Source organism: Amorphus coralli DSM 19760 (genome assembly GCF_000374525.1).
Taxonomy (GTDB): Bacteria; Pseudomonadota; Alphaproteobacteria; order Rhizobiales; family Amorphaceae; genus Amorphus; species Amorphus coralli.
This window is the reverse complement of record NZ_KB894575.1, coordinates 329416-350195: the sequence shown is the minus strand read 5'-3', so window position 1 is coordinate 350195 and position 20780 is coordinate 329416. Positions and strand designations below refer to the sequence as shown.

Annotated in this window: 20 protein-coding genes; 13 read left to right on the top strand and 7 right to left on the bottom strand. The window is 66.7% G+C overall.

Features of this window, described 5'->3' with window-relative positions:
* Nucleotides 1-24 precede the first annotated feature (24 nt).
* The 4 genes from C507_RS0116640 (at nucleotide 25) to C507_RS0116625 (ending at nucleotide 4171) form a co-directional block, all read left to right on the top strand.
* Nucleotides 25-1068 carry a TRAP transporter substrate-binding protein gene (locus C507_RS0116640; RefSeq protein WP_018700853.1) on the top strand — a complete coding sequence of 348 codons (1044 nt, stop codon included), beginning with the start codon at nucleotides 25-27 and terminating at the stop codon, nucleotides 1066-1068.
* A gap of 64 nt (nucleotides 1069-1132) precedes the next feature.
* Complete coding sequence (locus C507_RS21840) at nucleotides 1133-1633, top strand: TRAP transporter small permease (protein ID WP_018700852.1); 501 nt, start codon at nucleotides 1133-1135, stop codon at nucleotides 1631-1633.
* On the top strand, nucleotides 1630-2934 hold the full coding sequence (locus tag C507_RS0116630; RefSeq protein ID WP_018700851.1) for a TRAP transporter large permease: 1305 nt from the start codon (nucleotides 1630-1632) through the stop codon (nucleotides 2932-2934). Before C507_RS21840 ends, C507_RS0116630 begins: the two co-directional genes overlap by 4 nt.
* 97 nt (nucleotides 2935-3031) lie before the next feature.
* Entirely contained in the window at nucleotides 3032-4171 is a 1140-nt protein-coding gene (locus C507_RS0116625; RefSeq protein ID WP_018700850.1) for a calcium:cation antiporter, read from the top strand.
* 297 nt (nucleotides 4172-4468) lie between these two features.
* On the opposite strand, the gene C507_RS0116620 is transcribed toward C507_RS0116625, so the two are convergent.
* Nucleotides 4469-5344: an NAD(P)-dependent oxidoreductase gene (locus C507_RS0116620; protein ID WP_018700849.1), complete on the bottom strand. Its 876-nt coding sequence runs from the start codon at nucleotides 5342-5344 to the stop codon at nucleotides 4469-4471.
* Entirely contained in the window at nucleotides 5341-6078 is a 738-nt protein-coding gene (locus C507_RS21835; RefSeq protein WP_018700848.1) for a TetR/AcrR family transcriptional regulator, read from the bottom strand. Before C507_RS21835 ends, C507_RS0116620 begins: the two co-directional genes overlap by 4 nt.
* Before the next feature lie 374 nt (nucleotides 6079-6452).
* On the opposite strand from C507_RS21835, the gene C507_RS0116610 reads away from it, so the two are divergent.
* The 4 genes from C507_RS0116610 to mdoH all read left to right on the top strand — a co-directional run bounded on the left by C507_RS0116610 (nucleotide 6453) and on the right by mdoH (nucleotide 11945).
* A complete protein-coding gene (locus C507_RS0116610; RefSeq protein ID WP_018700847.1) occupies nucleotides 6453-7997 on the top strand; it encodes an OpgD/OpgG family glucan biosynthesis protein in 1545 nt (514 codons plus the stop codon).
* 317 nt (nucleotides 7998-8314) lie between these two features.
* Nucleotides 8315-9937, top strand: a complete 1623-nt coding sequence (locus tag C507_RS0116605) for an OpgD/OpgG family glucan biosynthesis protein (RefSeq protein ID WP_245559705.1) — start codon at nucleotides 8315-8317, stop codon at nucleotides 9935-9937.
* Nucleotides 9918-10109 (top strand): hypothetical protein, encoded by a 192-nt coding sequence (locus C507_RS23155; RefSeq protein ID WP_156829353.1) that lies wholly within the window; start codon nucleotides 9918-9920, stop codon nucleotides 10107-10109. Before C507_RS0116605 ends, C507_RS23155 begins: the two co-directional genes overlap by 20 nt.
* 39 nt (nucleotides 10110-10148) lie before the next feature.
* Nucleotides 10149-11945 (top strand): glucans biosynthesis glucosyltransferase MdoH, encoded by a 1797-nt coding sequence (mdoH, locus tag C507_RS0116595; protein ID WP_018700844.1) that lies wholly within the window; start codon nucleotides 10149-10151, stop codon nucleotides 11943-11945.
* A gap of 7 nt (nucleotides 11946-11952) precedes the next feature.
* Here the strand turns inward: mdoH and C507_RS0116590 are convergent, their stop codons facing one another.
* A complete protein-coding gene (locus tag C507_RS0116590; protein WP_018700843.1) occupies nucleotides 11953-12894 on the bottom strand; it encodes a LysR family transcriptional regulator in 942 nt (313 codons plus the stop codon).
* Between the two features lie 118 nt (nucleotides 12895-13012).
* Here C507_RS0116590 and C507_RS22555 point away from each other — a divergent pair, with 118 nt between their 5' ends.
* The 5 genes from C507_RS22555 (at nucleotide 13013) to C507_RS0116565 (ending at nucleotide 17271) form a co-directional block, all read left to right on the top strand.
* Nucleotides 13013-13594, top strand: coding sequence for a carboxymuconolactone decarboxylase family protein (locus C507_RS22555; RefSeq protein WP_018700842.1), 582 nt, complete (start codon nucleotides 13013-13015; stop codon nucleotides 13592-13594).
* Nucleotides 13591-14094, top strand: coding sequence for an OsmC family protein (locus C507_RS0116580; RefSeq protein WP_156829352.1), 504 nt, complete (start codon nucleotides 13591-13593; stop codon nucleotides 14092-14094). Before C507_RS22555 ends, C507_RS0116580 begins: the two co-directional genes overlap by 4 nt.
* 149 nt (nucleotides 14095-14243) lie before the next feature.
* Nucleotides 14244-15311 carry a C4-dicarboxylate TRAP transporter substrate-binding protein gene (locus C507_RS21825; RefSeq protein WP_018700840.1) on the top strand — a complete coding sequence of 356 codons (1068 nt, stop codon included), beginning with the start codon at nucleotides 14244-14246 and terminating at the stop codon, nucleotides 15309-15311.
* A gap of 123 nt (nucleotides 15312-15434) precedes the next feature.
* A complete protein-coding gene (locus tag C507_RS21820; RefSeq protein ID WP_018700839.1) occupies nucleotides 15435-15914 on the top strand; it encodes a TRAP transporter small permease subunit in 480 nt (159 codons plus the stop codon).
* A 19-nt stretch (nucleotides 15915-15933) separates the two neighbouring features.
* A complete protein-coding gene (locus tag C507_RS0116565; protein ID WP_018700838.1) occupies nucleotides 15934-17271 on the top strand; it encodes a TRAP transporter large permease in 1338 nt (445 codons plus the stop codon).
* A 35-nt stretch (nucleotides 17272-17306) separates the two neighbouring features.
* On the opposite strand, the gene C507_RS0116560 is transcribed toward C507_RS0116565, so the two are convergent.
* The 4 genes from C507_RS0116560 to C507_RS0116545 all read right to left on the bottom strand — a co-directional run bounded on the left by C507_RS0116560 (nucleotide 17307) and on the right by C507_RS0116545 (nucleotide 20755).
* Nucleotides 17307-17786 (bottom strand): response regulator transcription factor, encoded by a 480-nt coding sequence (locus C507_RS0116560; RefSeq protein WP_018700837.1) that lies wholly within the window; start codon nucleotides 17784-17786, stop codon nucleotides 17307-17309.
* 254 nt (nucleotides 17787-18040) lie between these two features.
* Nucleotides 18041-18730 (bottom strand): TetR/AcrR family transcriptional regulator, encoded by a 690-nt coding sequence (locus tag C507_RS0116555; RefSeq protein ID WP_018700836.1) that lies wholly within the window; start codon nucleotides 18728-18730, stop codon nucleotides 18041-18043.
* 112 nt (nucleotides 18731-18842) lie between these two features.
* Nucleotides 18843-19670 carry a sugar phosphate isomerase/epimerase family protein gene (locus tag C507_RS0116550; protein ID WP_018700835.1) on the bottom strand — a complete coding sequence of 276 codons (828 nt, stop codon included), beginning with the start codon at nucleotides 19668-19670 and terminating at the stop codon, nucleotides 18843-18845.
* A complete protein-coding gene (locus tag C507_RS0116545) occupies nucleotides 19667-20755 on the bottom strand; it encodes a dihydrodipicolinate synthase family protein (protein ID WP_245559706.1) in 1089 nt (362 codons plus the stop codon). The genes C507_RS0116550 and C507_RS0116545 overlap by 4 nt, the downstream gene beginning before the upstream one ends.
* Nucleotides 20756-20780: the final 25 nt, after the last annotated feature.

Here is a 20780-nt window from a genome sequence, read left to right as displayed (position 1 = left end):
GCCGAATTCGGGAGAACTGGCTCGATGAGCTTCAAGACAAACCGCAGAACCTTTCTCGCCGGCACCGCTGCCGCGGTCGGCACACTGGCGATGCCGCCAATCCTGCGCGCCGAGACGATCAAGCTCGACATCACCCATTACCTGCCGCCGTCACACGGTATCGAGGTGGACATGCTGCGTCCCTGGGCGGAGCAGCTGCGCGAGAAGACCGACGGGCAGGTGGATTTCGAGATCCACAACGTCTCCAGCGCGCTGGGCCGCCTGGACCGCCAGGCCGACCAGGTGCGCGCTGGCGTGACCGACATCGGCTTCGGCCTGGCCGGCATTCCGCGCGGCCGCTTCCCGCACACCTCGGTCATCGAGCTGCCGTTCGTGGTGGAGGAAGCCGGCGCCGGCAGCCGCGCGCTGTGGGAGCTGTACCAGACCGGCCAGCTCGGCGGCGAGTATGACGGCTTCAAGGTGCTGGGCCTGATGACCCATCACGGCGCGCTGTTCCACACGGTCGACCGGCCGATCAAGCAGTTGTCCGACCTGAAGGGCCTGCGCATCCGCTCGCCCGGACCGGCGGTCAACGCGATGCTGGAATTCGAGGGTGCGAGCGCCATCGGCATGCCGCCCTCGCAGATCTACGAGGCGCTGCAGAAGGGCGCCATCGACGGCGTTGCGACGACCTGGGACCTGGTGGGCGCCATCAAGCTCAACGAGGTGCTGCGCTACCACACCGACGCGCGCGTCTACGCGGCGGCCTTCTACGTGGTGATGAACCCGAAGTCCTACGAGGCGCTTCCGGAGAACGCCCGCAAGATCATCGACGAGACCACCGGCGAGGGCTGGCAGTCGCAGATGGGCCCGTGGTGGGACAAGTGGGACGCGGCCGGCAAGAAGGACGCCGTGGATCGCGGTCAGGAGATCATCGTCATCGACGACGCCACCCGCGACCAGTGGCGCCAGGAACTCGAGCCGATGATCGATTCCTATCTCGACAGCCTGAAGAAGGAAGGCGTCGAGAACCCGCACGAGCTCTACGAGACGACGCGGGCGCTCGTGCAGAAATACTCCAAGTCCTGACGGGCGACCGGCGCGGGTGAGTGACCTCGGACAGACCGACGCTTCAACGCGGCAGACGGGCGGGATGCGGCTTGCACCCGCCCGCCTCGTCGGGCGGCTGACCTACTGGCTCGCGCTGGCTGGCGTGGGAACGCTGATCGTCGCCATCGTGCTGACCTGCGCCGACATCGTCTGGCGCAGAGCGGTCGGTGGCGCGTTCATCGATACCTTCGACATCACCAAGCTCTGCCTGGTGTCGGCGGCGTCGCTGTCGATCCCGTACGGCTTCACGCTGGGCTCGCACATCACCGTCGACATCCTCGCCGACCGCTTTTCCGATGGCGTCCGCCGGGTGCTCGATACCGTGATCTCGCTGGTGGCGGCGATGCTTCTCGGCTTCCTGTTCTGGCTCACCTGGCAGGGGGCGATGCTGCGTTACTCCTATGGGGATACCACCCTGAACCTGCAGATCCCGCTGATCTGGTACTGGGGCATCTTCCTGGCCGGACTGGCGCTGGCTGTGGTCGCGGCGCTGGCGCGCGCGGCGGAGACGGCCGTCTACGGTCCCATGGAGAAGAGCGCGTGAGCCCCGAGCTTGCCGGCCCCATCGGCTTTGCCGTTGTCGTTGCGCTGATCGCGCTTCGGGTGCCCATCGCGCTGGCGATGGCGCTCGTCGGCACGGTCGGCTCGATCTGGCTCGGCGGCTGGACGAGCGGCACCTACGTGCTCTCCAATCTGCCGTTCGAGGCGATCTCCATCGACGGGATGGAGGTGGTGCCGCTGTTCATCTTCATGGGGGTGTTCGCCACCTATTCGGGTCTCTCGGCGAACCTTTATTCCGGCGTCCAGGCCATGATCGGCCACTGGCGCGGCGGCATCGCCATGGCCACCATCGGTGCCTCGGCCGGCTTCGGTGCCATTTGCGGCTCCTCGCTGGCAACGGCGGCGACCATCGGCCGCGTGGCCATGCCGGAAATGCGGGCGCGCAACTATTCCGACAGCCTGGCGGCGGCCTCGGTGGCCGCCGGCGGCACGCTTGGGGTGCTGATCCCGCCGTCGATTATCCTGATCCTCTACGCCATCCTGACGGGCGAATCGATCGGGGCCCTGTTCGCCGCGGCGCTGATCCCGGGACTGGTGGGGACGCTCCTCTACATGGCTGCCATCAGGGTCCAGGTGGCGCGCCGGCCGGAGCTAGGGCCAGCCGGTCCGCGCTACACGGCCCGCGAGCGGCTCGCCGCCCTCTCGCGCATCTGGGATGCCGCGCTGCTGATCGCGCTGGTCATCGGCGGGATTTACGGGCGGATCTTCTCGCCGACGGAGGCAGCGGCGGTGGGGGCCGGCGGCGCGCTGCTGATCACGCTCCTGCGCGGCAAGCTGACCGGCAGCGTGCTGATCAAGGGACTCGCCGAGACCGCCGGCATGACCGGCATGATCTTCCTGATCCTGATCGGCGCGGCGCTGTTCAACTATTTCATCGAGCTGAGCAACCTGACCACGGTGCTGACCGACGCCATCCGCGCCTCCGGCCTGCCGCCGCTCGGGGTGCTCTTCCTGATCGTGATCTTCTACATCGTGCTCGGCTGCTTCATGGACAGCCTGTCCATGGTGCTTCTCACGGTGGTGCCGCTCTACCAGCTCGCCACAGGGCTCGGCTTCGAGGGCATCTGGTTCGGTGTCCTCGTGGTGACGGTGGCCGAAATCGGCCTGATCACGCCGCCGATCGGCATGAACCTGTTCGTCATCCAGGCGGTGACCCCGAACCTGGCCATCGGCACGGTTATTCGCGGCATTCTGCCGTTCATCGGTGCCGACATCGTGCGGGTGCTGCTGCTTGTCGCCTTCCCTGCGATGGCCCTCTATCTCCCGCGCGTCTTCGGCTTCTGAGCCTCTGCAGGCCCCCGCAACTTGATCTCGGCCCGCGGATCGTGCACGCCCAAGGGAGCGCCGTTGCGGCGCAGCACCGGGTATGGGGGATTGCGGGATGACGTCAGAGAAGTCCGGGCTTGTCGGCCTCGCGATGAAGGAAGGTCCGTTCATCGCCGGCGCCATCACCACGGCGATCTTCCTGCTTTACGGGAAGGTCTGGCTGGCTGATCTGTCCAACCCCCTGCTAACCTTCGTCCTGTTCGGCTGGCTTTTCCTGGCCATGCTGTGGGGAGCGTTCGGTGTCGTGCGCCATGCCGACTGCCTGGCGGAGCTTCTGGGCGAGCCGTACGGCACTCTGATTCTCACGGTGGCGGTGATCACCATCGAGGTCGCGTTGATCTCGGCGATCATGTTGACCGGCAACGAGACGCCGGAGCTGGCGCGCGACACCATGATGGCGGTCATCATGATCGTGCTCAACCTGATGATCGGCCTCGCGCTCCTTCTCGGCGGCCTCCGGCACCGGGAGCAGGTGTTCAACTTCGCCGGCGCGCGCGCCTATATCGGCGTCATCATCCCGCTGGCGACGCTGACGCTGATCATGCCGAACTTCACCCATTCGACGGTGACGCCGACGCTGACGGCCTTCCAGTCGATCTTCTTCGCGGGGCTGACCGTGCTGCTCTACGCGACCTTCCTTGGCATTCAGACGATCCGCCACCAGGGCTACTTCATGCAGCCCTCCGAGCTCGCGGACGGGTCGCTTGCCGAAGATGACGGCAGCCACGGCCACCACAAGCCGGTGAACACGCCTTTTCACGCGATCATGCTGGTTCTGACGCTGCTGCCCATCGTGCTCCTGTCAAAGAAGCTCGCCGTGCTCGTCGACTACGGGACGGCGCAGCTCGGTGCGCCGGCAGCACTTGGCGGCGTGCTGGTCGCGATCCTTGTCCTGGCGCCGGAAGGCCTGGCGGCGCTGGAAGCCGCCAGCCAAAACAAGCTGCAGCGTTCGGTGAACATCTGCCTCGGCTCGGCGCTGGCGACGATCAGCCTGACCGTGCCGGCCGTCGTGATCATCGGCCTGGTAACCGGCGATCCCGTCGTCCTCGGCCTCGACGCCACCGAAACCGTGCTGCTCTGCCTTACGCTGCTGATGAGCATCGTCACCTTCGGGGCGAACCGAACGACGATGCTGCAGGGCATGTCGCACTTCGTGGTCTTCGTCGCCTACATGGTGCTGCTCTTCGATCCGTGATCGAAGGCGGTGACGCTTACACCAGCCACGTTCCGGGAAAAGGCTAATTCTCCCGCAATCCCGGACGGAAAACCGCAAGGGCACTTTTCCTGGGATTGGTCTGGGCGAAGCTAGCGCGCGACGGCGCGCCGGCCGGAGGCCGCCCTCCCGGAGCCGGTGAGCGAAGCGAACTCGGCGTGAGGGGAGTCTGTCAGACGCGTTTGCGGACGGTGAACCGGTTGCCACTTCGCCTGGCAACGGCTTTTTCTGCCGCAATCCCGGACGGAAAACCGCAAGGGCACTTTTCCTGGGATTGCTCTAGTCGCGCCTGAGCTCCACGAGCCGGGTGAGGGCCTCGCCGAGGTCGCCGGAGGGCAGCGCGTCGTCCGGCAGGTCCCCCATCGCCTGGTGCACGTCGGCGATGGCGTTGCCCAGCGCGCCGGTCAGGCCAAGCTCGTCCACCGTGCGGGCGCTTTCGCGCATCTCCGCGGCGCGCCGCACGCCGTGCCTGAGGGTGCGTTCGAACTGGTAGGGGGCGAGGGCCGGCAGGTCGAGACCGGGATAGGACGTCGACAGCGACCGCATGATGTGGTCGAGGCAGCCTGACGCCGAGGCCGCCAGAAGCGTCTCCACCGTGATGGCCTCCAGCCCCTTCACGAACTGGCTTCGCACCATCTTGATGGCAGTGGCCGCGCCGATATCCGCGCCGACGACCTCGAATGCGAAGCCGAGGCGGCGCACCGTGTCCATCACCGAAGCCGGCAGGGCCCCGGCAACCAGCACCGGCGTGCGATGGCCGCGCGGATGCACCGGCGCCATCACGGCCATGTCCACGTAGGCTGCAGCCCGGTCTGCGACCAGCGCCGCCGTCTCCTGCTTGCGGCCCGGTGAGACCGAGTTGATGTCGACGAAGACCTGGCCGGCAGCGAGCGAGGGAGCGACCGAGCGGCCAGCGTCGAGGCTTGAGCTCGCCGTCACGGCAGAGACAATCCAGTCGGCATGCACGATGGCCTCCGCAGCGCTGCCGAGGGGTGAAACCCCGGCGGTTCGCGCAGCCTGCCCCGTCGGGCCGTCCAGGCCTTCCGTGTCGAAAAGGATGTCGTAGGTGGAGAAAGTTAGCTCGGGCTCGCTCGCCGCGAGGCTTTCCTGGAAGGCACGGGCGGCTTCGCCGAAGCCGATGAAGGCAATCTTCATGGGCGTTTCCTGGTCGCGGGATGCGGGCGGAGACCCGGCGTGCCACGCCCGTCGTCGCGGTCAGTTGCGGGCGTCGCCACTCCTTCCCGCCGGGCGGCGTCGATGACGGCGATGGCCTTGAAGTTGGCGAAGCTGGTTGCAACGAGCTCCTCGATGGCGCGCTCGTGGTCGCCGCCGTCAGTTGCCCCGTCCGACAGCCGCGTGATGCGCTCCGGATTGATCAGCGTGTAGTAGAGCGAACCGAGCAGGAACTGGGATCGCCAGACGATCGCGGTCCGGTCAGCGCCCGGCAGGCACCCCTCGATGGCGTCGATGAAGGCGCAGGTCGTGGTGTCGAAGGCCTGGGCGATGATCTCGCGCGCCTCCGGATTGCCCTCTGCCGACAGCACGGCCCGCATTCGCGTGAAGCGGGCGCCGCCGCCCGCCTCGCCATAGGACGAGATGAACGCGGGCAGCACGTAGGCGCGCAGGACCGCCATCAGCCGCTGGTCATCGTCGGAGATGCGCATGGCCTCGCCGATGAGCTCCAGCCGGCGCGCATTCATCGGCCGCGTATGAGTGGTGTAGATCGCCTCCAGCAGGCCGAGCTTGTCGCCGAAATGATAGGTCACGCTGCCGACATGCACGCCGGCGGCGCGGGCGATCTCGCGCAACGGCACCGATCCGAAGCCGCGCTCGGCAAACAGGTGTTCCGCGATCTCGAGAATGCTTTGACGTGTGTCGGCGCGCGCCACGGCAATCCTTCCAGTCTGGCGTCGGGGCCAGAGGTGGCCCATTCTTCCCCTACATGGCCTTGATTGGTCTGTCCATTGAACTTGCACGACTGTTCAAATTGCGTCCGCAGGCCAGGCACCGGGCGTGCGCAGGTCCCTGCACGACAAAACTTTTTTCGCGATGGGCAAGCCAGCGAGCAGCCCCGGCCGAAGCGAAACGCCGGCGCGCTTGCCCGAATATTCCCGGATTCCGCCCGATCGCCTGCGAAATTTGACCGCATTTTCGCGCATGGTCGTCGTTACGGCTCGGCTTGGCCGACCGCACCGAAACAGACCGTGGAGGCATGGCGATGGACGGGCGCGAACGGACAGGGGTCGATCGAAGGCGGCTTCTGATGGGCGGAGCAGCACTCCTTGCCGGTCTCGGCGCACCCTCGCTTATCCGCGTCGCGCACGCGATGACGGAACTGCCGCTGGAAGCTGCTACGCCGTTCGATTTCGAGATCCTCAAGGACGAGGCCCGCCGGCTTGCGGCTCGGCCCTACATGGCTCCGGCGATTCCGCATGCCGACCTTCTGGAGACTGTCGATTTCGACGCCTACCAGACCATCACCTACAAGCCGGCGCGCACTCTCGGCCCGGGCGAGGACACCACGGTGCCCGTTCGGCTCTTCCACCTGGGGCGCTACTTCAAGGCGCCCGTTCAGCTCTATCTGGTGAAGGACGGCGAGGCCCGGGCCATCGGGTACGATCACGATGCCTTTACCTACAAGGACAAGGCATTGGAGGACCGGCTGCCCGACGATCTCGGCTATGCCGGCTTCCGCCTGATGAACGAGGGCGAAGAGACCGACTGGCTCGCCTTCCTGGGCTCCAGCTATTTCCGCTCCTCGGGCCCGGATGGCCAGTACGGACTTTCCGCCCGCGGACTGGCCATCGACACGGGCCTGGCCCGTCCGGAAGAGTTCCCCCGGTTCTCCGCCTTCTGGCTGCATGGCGCCGGCGACGACGCGGACGCCATGATCGTGGATGCGCTCCTGGAGAGCGAGAGCTGCACCGGAGCCTACCGGTTCACCATTTCGCGGTCCGATGCCATCGTGATGGATGTCGATGCGTACCTTTTCGTCCGCAAGGACATCGAGCGGCTGGGTATCGCGCCGCTGACCAGCATGTTCTGGTACGGGGAGGCCACCCGCTTCCAGGGAGCCGACTGGCGACCGGAAGTGCATGACAGCGACGGGTTGGCGCTGTGGACCGGCAGCGGCGAGCGCATCTGGCGGCCACTCAACAATCCGAAGGCGGTGCAGACCTCCGCTTTCCTGGACAACGCGCCGAAAGGCTTCGGCCTGCTGCAGCGCGACCGGGATTTCTCCAACTACCAGGACGACGGTGCCTTCTACGACAAGCGTCCGGGCATCTGGGTGGAGCCGATCGGCAGCTGGGGTGAGGGTGAGGTTCAACTGGTCGAGATCCCCACCGACGACGAGATCTACGACAACATCGCCGCCTACTGGAAACCGGCCGAACCGGTACGGGCCGGCGACACGCTTCACTTCGCCTACCGGCTGCACTGGGTTTCGCACGAACCCTATCCGCCGGAAGCGGTGGCGCGGGTCGTCAGCACCCGGATCGGCCGCGGCGGGGTGCCCGGACAGGAACGCGCTGCAAACACCAAGAAGTTCGTGATCGACTTCGAGGGCGGACCGCTTGACGGGATGGAACAGCGTTTCGACGTGGAGCCCGTCGTCGACGCGTCGCGCGGCACGGTCGAGGGCCGCTACGTGGTGAAGGTGGTGGGCACCAACCGCTGGCGGGCCTTCTTCGATCTCGACGTCGAGGGCGAGGAGCCGGTGGACCTGCGTTGCTACATCAAGCTGGACGACGACGTTCTGTCGGAAACCTGGATGTACCAATACCTGCCGTTCAGCTTTCCGACCTGAGGGAGCGGGCCGCGCGCTTGCGGGCTCGCATCATCGTCCGCTCGATCATCCCCGAAATGTCGGGGTGAGACGGGCGGTGCCGGCGGCGGGTCCCGCCTGCGCGGAAATCCCGGGCGCCAATCCCGGCGCCCCGGGTGGGCTCCATCCCGCACCGCAACCGCGGAGCGTTGGTTTTGCACGCCCTTATTGCCGCCTCCGCATGCGGCAGCCACAAGAATGTCACGAAAAAATCTTCATTTTCAGGTGTCTAACGGGGAACCCGTTCGGCCCCACGCGGTTTTGCGTCCGGGGGCTGCAGCGAGGTGGGGGATACTGCAGTGCAGGATGACATGACCGGCGATCGCAGGAACGGGAGCGTTGCGCTCAGCCGCAGGTCGGTTCTCGGCGGATTGTCGGGCGCGATTGCCGGCGTGGCAATCGCGCGGCCCGCGGCCGCCCAGGAGCAGGCGACGCAACCGACCGGCGATACGGGTTTTTCGTTTGATGCGTTGGCCGCGCGGATGCGCGAGAAGGCGCGTCACGACTACGAGCCGCAGACGGTCGACGTGCCCGAGGCGATCCGCAATCTCGACTACGAGGCCTACAAGCAGGTGGCGTTCCGTCCGGATCGGGCGGTCTGGGGCGACAGCGACCTGCCCTTCCGGATCCAGGCCTTCCACATGGGGTGGCTCTTCAATGACCCGGTGAAGCTGTTCGTGGTGGAGAACGGCGAGGCCAGCGAACTGACCTTCTCTGCGGCCGACTTCGAGTATCGTCCGCCGCTCGATCCGGCGGCGTTCGAAGGACTGCAGATGCCTGGCGTTGCCGGGTTCCGGCTGCATTTCCCCCTGAACAGGCCCGATGTTTTCGACGAGGTCATCGCGTTCCAGGGCGCGAGCTATTTCAGGGCGGTGGGCCACCGCAACGCCTATGGCATCAGCGCGCGCGGGCTCGCGGTCAACACGGCGACCGGGAGCGAGGAGGAGTTTCCGCGCTTTACCGAATTCTACATCGAAAAGCCGGGGCCGGGCGCCCGCTCTATCATGGTCTATGCGGCCATGGAAAGCCCCAGCCTGACCGGGGTCTATGCTTTCCGCATCACGCCGGGCACGGACACGGTGACCGACGTGCGGGCGCAGCTCTTCTTCCGGGCCGACATCCAGCGGCTGGGCGTGGCGCCGATGACCTCGATGTTCCTGTTCGGCGAGAACAACCAGGCCGCCTTCGACGACTATCGCGAACGCGTGCACGACAGCGAGGGGCTGCGGATCGTGCGGCGCAGCGGCGAAGAGCTTTGGCGTCACCTCAACAACCCGCATGTTCTGGCCAACTCCTTTTTCGGAGAGGACCAGCCTGTGTCCTTTGCGCTCAATCAGCGCCATCGGATGTTCGAGGACTATCAGGACGCGGAGGCTCATTACGAGCGGCGGCCGTCGCTCAGGGTCGAGCCCGGGCAGGGATGGGGCAAGGGCCACATCCAGCTGGTCGAGATCCCCGCGAACGCCGACCACATGGACAACGTGGTCGCGTTCTGGACGCCCGCCGACCGCGCGACCGCAGGCAGCGAACTTGCGCTGGACTACCGGCTCGTATGGGGCAGTCCCGGATCGGAGACGAGCACGCTCGCCCGAGCGATCGCGACCCGGACCGGCGTTGGCGGAACCGCCGGCGCTCGGAACGAAGACGGCCTTCGAAAGTTTGTCATCGACTACGAGGGCGGAATGCTTCCGGGCCTCCCCCCGGACGCCGCGCTCTCGCCGAAGATCTATGTCGGGGGCGGCGAGCTGAAGGCGTCGGCCCTGCACCGCATCAACGACGGAATCTGGCGGTTCGCATTCGACGTCCTGCCGGCCGGCGACGGTCCGGTCGAATTGTCGGTGAGCCTCGACATGGCTGGCCGCCCCGTTACCGAAACATGGCTTTATCAGTGGAGACCTGGCGATGAGCGCAGACGTGCGTAGCCCGAACACCCTTATGGAAGCCGACCCGTCCCTGGGGACGGAATTGCGGATCGAGGCCTTTGCCCCGGCGCCGGCGCCTATGGCGATGCCGATCCGTGCGCTCGAGCGGTCGTGGGCGGAGCGCCTCTTCGCGCTGCCGGCGCGTCCCGCTCTGAACCCGGCGAACCGCTAGAGAGCGGCCGTCGAGGCCGCCATCGGCACAAGGCAATAGATGGTCTACTATTATCGCGTTCTCACCCTCACGGCCGCCTTCCTCCTGACGCTGCTCGCGACGTCGCTGTTCTTCGACTACGTCGCGTCGGACGATCTGGATGCGCTGGATCTGGTCAGGGTTACGCTTCTCGCCATCACCTCGTTCGGCATTGCCTGGGGCGCCGCGTTGGCATTTTCCGGCCTCTTCGCCCGCGATCCGAAAGTGCCCGACCCTGCGCCCCTTTCGCAGCGGCGGATGACTGCCGTCCTCGTGCCGATCTACAATGAGGACCCGGTTGCGACCTTCTCGCGCATCGCCTCCATGAGCGACAGCCTGGTCGCCACAGGCCGCGCGGACGATTTCCATTTCATCGTCCTGTCCGACACCCGCGACGAGGAAATCGCCGCCGCCGAGGAGCGGTGGTTTCTGCGACTGGTCGAGGAAACGGGCGCCGGCGCGCGCATGTTTTACAGGCGGCGCCCGGTGAACCATGGCCGGAAGGCGGGCAACGTTGCCGATTTCGTCCGCCGCTCGGGTGCCTCCTACGATTTCCTGCTGATCCTCGACGCCGACAGCCTCGTCGAAGGCGAGACCATGGTGGAGATGGCCCGGCGCATGGACGCCGAGCCGGACGTCGGGCTGATCCAGACTTTGCCGAAGGTCATCAATGCCAAGACCTGGTTCGGTCGCGCGATGCAGTTCGCGTCGTGGTTCTTCGCGCCGTCCTTTTCCCGCGGGCTGGCTGCCGTGCAGGGCAGCGCTGGCGCCTTTTGGGGACATAATGCGATCGTCCGCACCGAGGCGTTCGCCCAGACCTGCGGCCTGCCGAAACTCTCCGGCAAACCGCCCTTCGGCGGCGACATTCTCTCTCACGACTATGTGGAGGCGGCGCTGCTGGCCGGCGGCGGCTGGAAGCTGCGCCTCTACACCGACCTGGAGGGCTCCTACGAAGAGGCTCCGGACGACCTGATCGCCTATGCAAAGCGCGACCGCCGCTGGTGCCAGGGCAACCTGCAGCACATGCGCCTGCTGCTGGCGCCCGGAATGCGGCTCTGGAGCCGGTTCTTCCTGGTCCAGGGCATCATGGCCTACCTGGCATCGCCCCTCTGGCTCGCCTTTCTCCTGACCAGCCTGGTCGCCCCTTTCTTCGAGGCGGGTCCGGTCTACTTCCCGGAGCAGGGGGCGCTCTTCCCGCAGTTCCCACACGTGGACAAGGCGAAAGCGCTGATGCTGCTCGCCACCGTCTTTGCACTTCTCATCCTGCCCCGGCTCCTGATCGTGGCCCGGGCCACCGGCACGGCGGCCCACCAGGGCTTCACGGGTACGGCGTCGGTCGGCTGGTCCACCGTCGGCGAGGTGCTGTGGTCCAGTGTGATGGCGCCCATCATGCTCTGCTATCAGAGCCGGTCCGTGCTCCAGATCGTGACCGGGGCGGATGGTGGCTGGCCCGTATCGGACCGCGAAGAGGGCATATCCCCGGCCGAAGCATGGGCGGGCAGCTGGTGGATTACCGCCGCCGGTATTGTGGCGCTGACGGTCGCCGCCGTCTTCACGCCGGAGCTGCTGCCGTGGCTGCTGCCGGTGGGACTGCCGATGATGCTGGCTCCGCTCATCATCTACGGGACGTCGACCAAGGGCAGCGGGCTGCTGGCCGCACGGCTCGGGCTGTTTGCCACGCCCACGGAGCTGAAACCTCCGAAGCTGCTCCTCGACCGTCGCGCGGTGTTGGCTAGATGGTTGGGCGAGCCGTTGCACCCGCGGAAAGAAGAGGCGATGCCCACCATCGCAGTGCCGGCACCCGGCGCAATGCCCTGAACGGGTTTCAGCCCGCGCCGGAAATGGCAGTCCAGATGCCGCCCTTTGCGAGGTCGCGGGCGAGCTCCCGCATCGTTTCCTCGACCCTGCCCGTGATCCCCGCTGGCGCGCGCTGCGCGTCGTAGGCCACGCTCCAGACGAGCCGCATGCTACCCAGCGGCCGACCGACGACGGTACCGGACGCGATTTCCTCCGTCACGGCACTGCCCGGCATGAGGGCCACACCGATCCCGGCCCGCACCAGCTCCACCATCAGCGTGCGCGAGTTCACTTCCGTCGCCAGCCTGACACCGAGCCCGTAACGGGCGTTCATGCGCGTCAGCCAGTGCCGCATGAAGTTGCCGTCGGGGTGAGCGACCATCGTTTGACCGGCGAGATCGCGCCAGCCGAGTCGCGCCCGGTCTGCAAGCGGGTGGCCGGGCGGCATGACGGCCAGGAGCTGTTCGGAGGCCATCGGCGCAGTGTGAAGCCTGCCGCGCCGCGTCTTCGGGCTGACCAGCACCGCAAGATCGAGGTGACCGCGCGACAGCCCGATCTCCATGTTCTCCGAGATGTCCTCGGTGATCGCCAGCCTTATCCTGGGATGCCGCTCGGCGAGCCGGGCCACGAGCGGCGTGGCGAAGACACGCGAGGTGGATATCGGCAGGCCGATGCGCACCCGGCCGCCCGGATCGGCGTCGAAGGCCGAGATCTCGCGGACCGTGGCTTCGTGCAGCTCCACCATCTCGCGGGCGCGCTGCAGGAAGAGCTTGCCCGAGTCCGTCAGCCGGGCGCCGCGCTTGCCGCGATCGAGCAGCCGCGAGCCGTAGGCGTGTTCCAGCGACTGCACGGATCGCGTCAGGGCGGACTGGGAAATGCCAAGGCGCTCGGCGGCCGAGGTCAGGCTCCCCTGGTCGGCAATTTCCATGAACCGGTAGAGGTCGCTCAGGCTCTCGGCCGCTCTATCCATGCACAAGTCGCATCATAATGATCTCTCCAATTGCATTTTTAGCATGTGAAGCCGGGTATACAATCGATTGCAAACACGACGAACGGGCTTTGTTGCCCTGACGCACCGGAGGATAGGGATGGCACCGCGCATCGAACCCCTGAGCGACGCCGACGCGAGCGGTACCCAGCGGCTCCTGATCGAGAACGCAGAGGCCAATGGCGCGCCGGATCCGCTGTGCGCACGAATCTACGTCCGGGCGGAGGCCGGCCGGAACTGGCTGCGCCACTGGAATGAGCTCCTCAACGGCGGTGTGCTGCCGGTGCCGCTGAAGGAAATGTGCCGGGTGCTGATCTCCATGAAGCACTTCTGCGGCTACTGCTCGACGGTGCGCTCGCGCATTGCCCGGGAGGCGGGGCTCACCGAGGAAAAGCTCATGGCCACCATGGACTTCGAGACGAGCCCGTTGTTCGACGCGCGCGAAAAGGCCGCGCTGCGGTTCGCGACCGCCTTCAAGGCCGGCGACGACGCGATCGACGATGACGCGGTCTACGAGGACCTGAAGAGGCACTTCTCCGAGGAGGAGATCGTCGAACTCGGGCTTCTGTGTGCGGAAACCGACGGCGTCGGCAAGTTCGCCCGTTCGCTCAGGATGCGCACCTGGGAAGAGGCCTGCGACCTGCAGCCCATGCTGCGCGCCAAGAACGAGGCGGCGGCGTGAGTGAGGCGATGAGCGGAAAGCAGGTATTCGAGGTCGTCTTCGACGCGGAAGGCGTCGCCGTCGGCAAGATGCGCAACGAGGTGACGCTGACGGCACGCGCGCCGTTCACCTCCGTCAACATGCTGGCCACGGACGAAGGCCCGTTCCAGGGGGGCGAGGGGACGGCACCGACGCCTCTGGAATTCTTCCTGACCGGCCTCGTCGGCTGCCTGATGACCCAGATCCGGGCCTTCTCGCGCAAGCTGAAGATCGAAGTGTCGGACGTGAAGGTCCGCTGCCGGGCCGAGTGGACGGCGGAGACCGGTACGGTCGGGCCCTACGAAGGCAGTCCGCGCGGCTTCCATCTCGACGTCGACGTGGTCTCCGACGCGCCCGCCGAGGACGTGGCGCGCCTGGTGGAGGCGGCCAAGCGGGGCTGCTTCGTGGAACAGACCCTGGCCGTGCCGAACACCGTGACGCACCGGCTGCGCATCAATGAGGGAGCGTGGACCGACGCCTGAGCCCTGCATCGGAGAAGGACGGTTAATGTCCGGATCGGACAGGATTGCGCTTTCGGCGAGCCCGGCACGGCGGGCAGGCTGAGGGCGCGGACGACCGCCCGGCACCGGGCGGCACAACAAGACGACCAAGAACCGTGGGAGGAGACACGATGAGGAACTTCAAGGGCCTGGGACTGGGGCTCGGGCTTGCCGCGCTCGTGGCGGCACCGGCCAGCGCACAAGAAGCGGTCGATCTGACGATCGTCTCCGGCTTCTCGCCAAGCGTCGCCGCGGTGAAGATGCTGCAGGAAAGCTTTATCCCGACGGTGGACGCGGAACTCGCCAAGACCGGCACCTACGAGATCAACTGGCAGGAAGCCTTTTCCGGCACGCTGGCCACGCCGGGTGGCGAGCTGGAGGCCGTGCAGACCGGCCTCGCCGACGTGGGAGTCATCGTCACCGCCATTCACGCCGACAAGATCCCGCTCTATCTGATCGGGTACGTGACGCCGTTCACCACCACCGACATGGTGCTCGTCCACGAGGTGGTCGATGAGCTAGTGGAGAAATATCCTGCCTTCACCGAGACGTGGGACAAGTTCAACCAGGTGACGCTGTCGGCCTCCGGCATTGCCGACAATTACGTCGTCTGCTCGGCCAAGCCGATCGACACCGTCGGTGACATCGAGGGCCTGAAAATCGGCGGCATCGGGCCGAACCTGCGCTGGATGGAGCCGATCGGCGCCGTCGGCGTGAACGCCAACCTCGGCAACTTCTACAACATGACCCAGACCGGCGTGACCGACGCCATGCTGGTGTGGGGCGAGGCGGTCGTCTCGCTGAAGTTCTACGAGGTCTGCGACTATTACTTCAACGCCAACCTGGGCGGCGCCAATACCTACGCCGTGAACGTCAACAAGGACACCTGGGGGCGCCTGCCGGACGAGGTGAAGGACGCTCTGACGACGGGCGCCAAGGCTTACGGCGTCGCCATTGGTGAGTTCGCGGCCGAGGTCGGCGAGAAGGCCATCGCCACCTTCAAGGACTCCGGCGGCACGGTGTCGGAGATCGACGAGCAGGAGCGGCTCGAATGGGCGGCCACGCTGCCCAACATCGCGCAGGAATGGGCCGACGAGCTGGAAGCCCAGGGCATTCCGGGTAACGATATCCTGCACGATTATATGGAAGCGATGCGCGCGGCCGATCAGCCGATTGCCCGCCAGTGGGACCAGAACTAGTCCCGCATCGTCTTCGGAAAGAGACGATCGATGGCTCACCACCAACCAGGCGATCCCGGGGAAGATACCTCTCCCCGGGATCATGCGCCGTGCATCCCCGGCCTGACTCCGGCGGTGACCGGAATGAATACGCTCGGCGCGCTGGTCGTGCTGGCGATGGCGGTGATCGTCAACATCGACGTGATCGGCCGCTGGCTCTTCAACGCACCGCTGGACGGGGCGGTGGAGCTGACGGAGATGGGGATCGTCGCGATCGTCTACCTGCAGCTCGCCCATGCCATCGCGGTCGGCAAACTCACGCGGTCCGAAATGCTGCTCGACCTCACGGATCGCCGGGCTCCCCGCTTCAACCTGGCGCTCAGGACGCTGTTCAATCTGATGGGCGCGTTCGTGCTCGCGGTGATCGTCTACGGCCAGTTGCCCCGCCTGATCGCAGCCTGGGAGAACGGCTACTACAAGGGCAATCCGGGAATCTTTCGGGCGCCCATGTGGCCACTGGAGGCGATCCTGCTCATCGGTGCGGCGTTCGGCATCGTCCAGTTCCTGGTGCTCGCGGGGCGGAATGTCAGCCTGATGCGTGCGCTCGGCCGCGGCCAGCCCTGATTGGGGAGACGGAACCGCGATGGCTCCCTACGAACTCGGACTGATCTCCATCGGGGCCATCGTGCTGCTGATCTATGCCGGCGCCTACATCGCCGTGGCGCTGTCGCTGGTCTCGTTCGCGCTGGTGACGCTGCTCAAGGGGGCGCCGATCGCGGTCCACCTCCTGACGCTGGCCGCCGCAGACAGCATTTCCAGCCAGACCTTCGCGGTCATCCCGCTGTTCGTCCTCATGGGCCTGATCATGAGCGCGTCGAATGTCGGCCGGGATGCCTACGACGTGGCTGACCATTTCCTCAGGCGCATCCGCGGCGGGCTGGGACTGGCCACGGTGACCTCCAACGCCGTCTTCGCGGCGGTGACGGGCGTGTCGATCGCGGCGGCCGCGGTGTTCACCCGGGTGGCCGTGCCGGAGATGCTGCGCCTAGGCTATCACCCGCGCTTCGCCGTGGGCGTGGTAGCCGGATCGTCGGTGCTGGGCATGCTGATCCCGCCGTCGATCCTGCTGATCATCTACGCAATTCTCACCGACCAGTCGATCGGCATGATGTTCTACGCCGGCATCGGCCCCGGCATCCTGCTGTCCGCCGTCTACTGCGCCGGCATCATCGGCATGGCCTACCTTGTGCCGCGCTTCGTCTACGACGTCGACCGCCGCTTTGCCGACCTGCACGACGATGCGGGACGGCCGGCGCTCTCGGGCCTCGACCTGCTGCGCAAGGGTGGTCCGCTGGTCCTCCTCATCGTCATCGTGCTGGGCGGCATCTATGGCGGCGTCTTCACGCCGACGGAAGCCGGCGCGATCGGCTCGTTCGCCGCGCTGATCATCGCCATCGCGCGCCGGTCGCTGACGCCGAAGGGCCTGTGGAAGGTGCTTCTGGAGACGGGGCACATCACCGCCTCGGTGTGTTTCCTGATCATTGCCGCGACCATGTACAGCCGCGCGCTCACCGTGGCGGGCGTGCCGTTCTGGCTGTCGAAGCTCGTCGCCGGCGACGGCGACAGCTTCTTGATCGTGATGCTGATCTACATTGCGGTGATCCTGCTCCTCGGCACGATCATCGATTCCGTCTCGATCATCCTGATCATGGTGCCGCTGTTCCTGCCCATCCTGAAGGGCATGGGCGCCGACATCGTCTGGTTCGGCATCGTCACCATCATCACCGTGGAGATCGGACTGCTGACGCCACCGCTCGGAATGGCGTGCTTCGTCATCAAGGGCTCGCTACCGGACGAGCGGATCAAGCTGGGCGACATCTTCTCCGGTGCCGCGCCGTTCGCGCTGATGATGCTGCTGGTCGTTGCGCTGATCGTCAGCTTCCCCGACCTCGTCTATATCGGCCGCTGGATCGGGATGTAGGGCGCGGCGTTGCCGGGAGGCCCGTGACCGGCTCCTCAGCGGCAGGCGCGCGCGAGGATATCGAGCAGCGCATCGATGTCGATGGGCTTGGTGAGCAGGTCGACCGCGTTCAGGCGCCGGGCTTCCTGGCGCATCTCGTCGGTGGCGCGCGCGCTGACGATCACGGCAGGCGCCCAGACCTCGGTGCGGCGCAGGTGTTCGAGCGCCTTGAGGCCGCTCATGCCGGGCAGGTTCACGTCGAGAATCAGGAAGCCGGCGTTGTCGGCAACTGGCTGTTCAAGCAGTGCCTCGGCACTGTCGAATTCGGTGACGGCATAGCCGTCGAACTCCAGGACCGTCCGCAACGCCTCGCGCACCGCGGCGTCGTCCTCGACAAGCAGGATGGAACGGACGCCGGGGGACATCGGTTCTGACTTGCCGGCCGGGGCTCCGGCTGGCCGGCCACCGTCGATGCCATCCCGCCCGGTGTCGCCACCACGAGCGAACAGATCCGGCAAGGACTGGTCGTCGGTCATCTGCAACTCCCCCTCGTGTCTTCTCCGCTTGAATGGAACGCCGGTCTGTGCCGGCGTGCCCGAAAATTGCGGTTGGCTCCCCCGAGCAGATTGGGCAGCCTGTCGAAGACGAATCTTTATCGTCAATCTGCGGGAGCATTGGCAGACCCGGATGGCTACGTAAGGGAAAACCCGTACGGGTGCGTGGCCTCTGACCGGCACCAAGCCGGCCGTGTCGACAGCTTGGCGTGCGAACGACGCCTCAAGGGCGGATCCTAAAGCGCGGCCTTCCCAGGCGGGGTGGGATCGTGGTCGCCGGATGTCTTCAGGTATGTAAGCAGCATGTCGGAGGCTTCGTTGGCCCGTCGGTCGAGCCAAGCCTCGTCGATGTCGATGCGGAAGACGGCCCGCAGCGTGTGCATGTTGGAGATGGGGAAATAGCAGAGCGAGGCGATGAAGACGTAGAATTCCTTCGGGTCCACCTTCCGGTGGAAGACGCCCTGGGTCTCGCCCCGCACCAGCACCTCTTCGAGGCGTTTCAGGAGAATCGACTGGATGTCGGCCGCGTCGTGCAGGCTGCGGATCGTGTCGCCGCCGACCAGGTTCTCGGAGTTGAGCATCCGGATGAACCACGGCTTGCGCCGAAAATGGTTCATGGTGAAGCTGACCAGCTCGCGCACCGCAGCCTCGGGATCGTCGGGGTCGAGCTTGAGGTTCTCCTCGCCGTGGCGGATCTGGACGTAGGCTTCCCGCAGCGCCGCCTTGTAGACGGCGTTCTTGTCGCCGAAATAGTCGTAGATCATCGGCTTGCTGACGCCGGCCCGCGCCGCGATCCGGTCCACCCGCGCGCCCGAGACGCCCATATCGGAAAACTCTTCCAGAGCGGCCTGAAGAATGTCCTCGCGCGTCTGCTCGGCGTTGCGCCGGCGTTTCTTTTTCGGTCTGGTCGGGGAAAGTTCTGCCATGATCGGAGGTCTATAGCCGCCTGACTTTCTCTTGGCCAGATCGCGGCGCCACGCCCCGAATGGGCGGCGATCCCGGGCGTTTCCACGGAGAGCCCGGGACCGACGGGTCCGCTCAGCAGGCCGTTCGCCCACGCTCCAAGACGGCCGCGAGCACCTCGTCGGCGTCGCGGGTCCACCAGTCCAGTTCGGAAAAGATCTCCACCTCGACGAGGCCGTCGAACCCCTGTGCCTCGACGAGGCCGCGCAGGCGCGGAATGTCGATGACGCCGTCGCCCATCATGCCGCGGTCGGTGAGGAGATCGCGGGTCGGCACGAGCCAGTCGCAGACATGGAAGGCCATCAGCCTCTCGCGGCCGGCCCGCGCGATCTGCACCTCCAGTTCCGGGTCCCACCACACGTGATAGACGTCGAGGGCGCAGCCGATGCCGTCGCCCAGCCGGTCGCAGATGTCGAGAGCCTGCCCCGTGGTGTTCACGCAGGCGCGGTCGGCGGCATACATCGGGTGCAGCGGCTCGATGGCGATCTTCACGCCGACCGTGCGCGCGTAGTCAAGAGTGGCGGCGAGCCCGTCCTCGACCAGCTTCCAGGCTCCGGGCAGATCCCTGCTGCCGTCCGGAAGACCGCCGACGACCATGACCAGGCAGGCGGCCTCCAGCGCGGCGGCTTCGTCCACGGCTCGCCGGTTGTCGTCGATCACCGACTGGTCGAGGGCGCCGCTGGCGGTGAACCAGCCGCCCCGGCACAGGCCGGAGACCGATAGTCCGGCGTCCCGGATGGCGCGGGCGGCGGCATCCACTCCCATCTCGTGCAGTTTGTCGCGCCAGGGCGAGATGCCGCCGATGCCGTGGCGCGCGCAGCCCTCGATGCACTCCGCCAGCGACCACTGGGCCCGGACCGTCGCCGTGTTGAGGGAGAGGCGTTCCGCCGGGACCCCGCTCACGTCGACAGCCCGCGTGCCGCGAAGACGGGCCGCGCTCGCGCGGCGGCAAGCTCGGGATCGGGGAACAGGCCGGCGGTGTTGGCCAGCCGCACGATTTCCGCGAGATGCACGGTGGAGCGGGTGCTTTCCTGGCCGCCGACCATGGTGAAGTGGTCCTGGTGACCGTTCAGGTAGGCCAGGAAGACCACGCCCGTCTTGTAGAAGCGGGTGGGCGCCTTGAAGATGTGACGCGACAGCGGGACCGTCGGCGCGAACGTTGCTGCATAGGCGTCGGCGTCACCGGCGGCGAGCTCCGACAGTGCCTTGGCGGCGACGCCGGCGATCGGATCGAAGATGCCGAGCAGGGCGTGGGAGTAGCCGTCGTCGTCGCCGGCGATCAGGTCGGGATAGTTGAAGTCGTCGCCGGTATACATGCGCACGCCGTCAGGCAGGCGGCGCCGCATGGCGATTTCCTTTTCGGCCGACAGGAGGCTGATCTTGATGCCGTCGACCTTGTTGGCGTTCGCCTGGATCACCGAAAGGCAGGTGTCCATCGCCGCCATGTGGTCGGCTGATCCCCAATAGCCCGCGAGCGCCGGATCGAACATTTCGCCGAGCCAGTGCAGGATCGCCGGCTGCGACAGGCCGGACAGGACCCGGCCATAGACGCGGCCGTAGTCGTCCGGGCTCTTCGCGGCCGCTGCGAGCGCCCGGCTCGCCATGAGGATGACGCGGCTGCCGGTGGCCTCCACCGCCTCGCATTGCTCCTCGTAGGCCCGGATCACGTCATCGACGGTGACGTCCGGACCGGGCGCCAGATGGTCCGTGCCGGCACCGGAAGCGATCAGATGACCGCCCGCCTTTGCCAGTTCGGTGGAGCGGCGGATCAGTTCCAGCGAGGTGGGCCAGTCGAGGCCCATGCCGCGCTGGGCGGTGTCCATCGCTTCCGCCACGCCGAAGCCCAGCGACCAGAGATGCTCGCGGAAGGCGAGCGTCCTGTCCCAGTCGAGCGCCGCGTCAAGCCACGGGTCGCAGTCGGCGAGCGGATCGGAGACGACATGAGCCGCGGCGTACGCGGTGCGCGTCCAGCCGCCGCTGCCCGACACTGCGGGCCCGGCCTGAAGGGTGACG

Coding starts and splice junctions, on each gene's coding strand:
- C507_RS0116640 (WP_018700853.1), top strand. CDS start 25: ATGAGCTTCAAGACAAACCGCAGAACCTTTCTCGCCGGCACCGCTGCC.
- C507_RS21840 (WP_018700852.1), top strand. CDS start 1,133: ATGCGGCTTGCACCCGCCCGCCTCGTCGGGCGGCTGACCTACTGGCTC.
- C507_RS0116625 (WP_018700850.1), top strand. CDS start 3,032: ATGACGTCAGAGAAGTCCGGGCTTGTCGGCCTCGCGATGAAGGAAGGT.
- C507_RS0116620 (WP_018700849.1), bottom strand. CDS start 5,344: ATGAAGATTGCCTTCATCGGCTTCGGCGAAGCCGCCCGTGCCTTCCAG.
- C507_RS0116610 (WP_018700847.1), top strand. CDS start 6,453: ATGGGCGGAGCAGCACTCCTTGCCGGTCTCGGCGCACCCTCGCTTATC.
- C507_RS23155 (WP_156829353.1), top strand. CDS start 9,918: ATGAGCGCAGACGTGCGTAGCCCGAACACCCTTATGGAAGCCGACCCG.
- mdoH (WP_018700844.1), top strand. CDS start 10,149: ATGGTCTACTATTATCGCGTTCTCACCCTCACGGCCGCCTTCCTCCTG.
- C507_RS0116590 (WP_018700843.1), bottom strand. CDS start 12,894: ATGGATAGAGCGGCCGAGAGCCTGAGCGACCTCTACCGGTTCATGGAA.
- C507_RS22555 (WP_018700842.1), top strand. CDS start 13,013: ATGGCACCGCGCATCGAACCCCTGAGCGACGCCGACGCGAGCGGTACC.
- C507_RS21825 (WP_018700840.1), top strand. CDS start 14,244: ATGAGGAACTTCAAGGGCCTGGGACTGGGGCTCGGGCTTGCCGCGCTC.
- C507_RS21820 (WP_018700839.1), top strand. CDS start 15,435: ATGAATACGCTCGGCGCGCTGGTCGTGCTGGCGATGGCGGTGATCGTC.
- C507_RS0116565 (WP_018700838.1), top strand. CDS start 15,934: ATGGCTCCCTACGAACTCGGACTGATCTCCATCGGGGCCATCGTGCTG.
- C507_RS0116560 (WP_018700837.1), bottom strand. CDS start 17,786: ATGACCGACGACCAGTCCTTGCCGGATCTGTTCGCTCGTGGTGGCGAC.
- C507_RS0116555 (WP_018700836.1), bottom strand. CDS start 18,730: ATGGCAGAACTTTCCCCGACCAGACCGAAAAAGAAACGCCGGCGCAAC.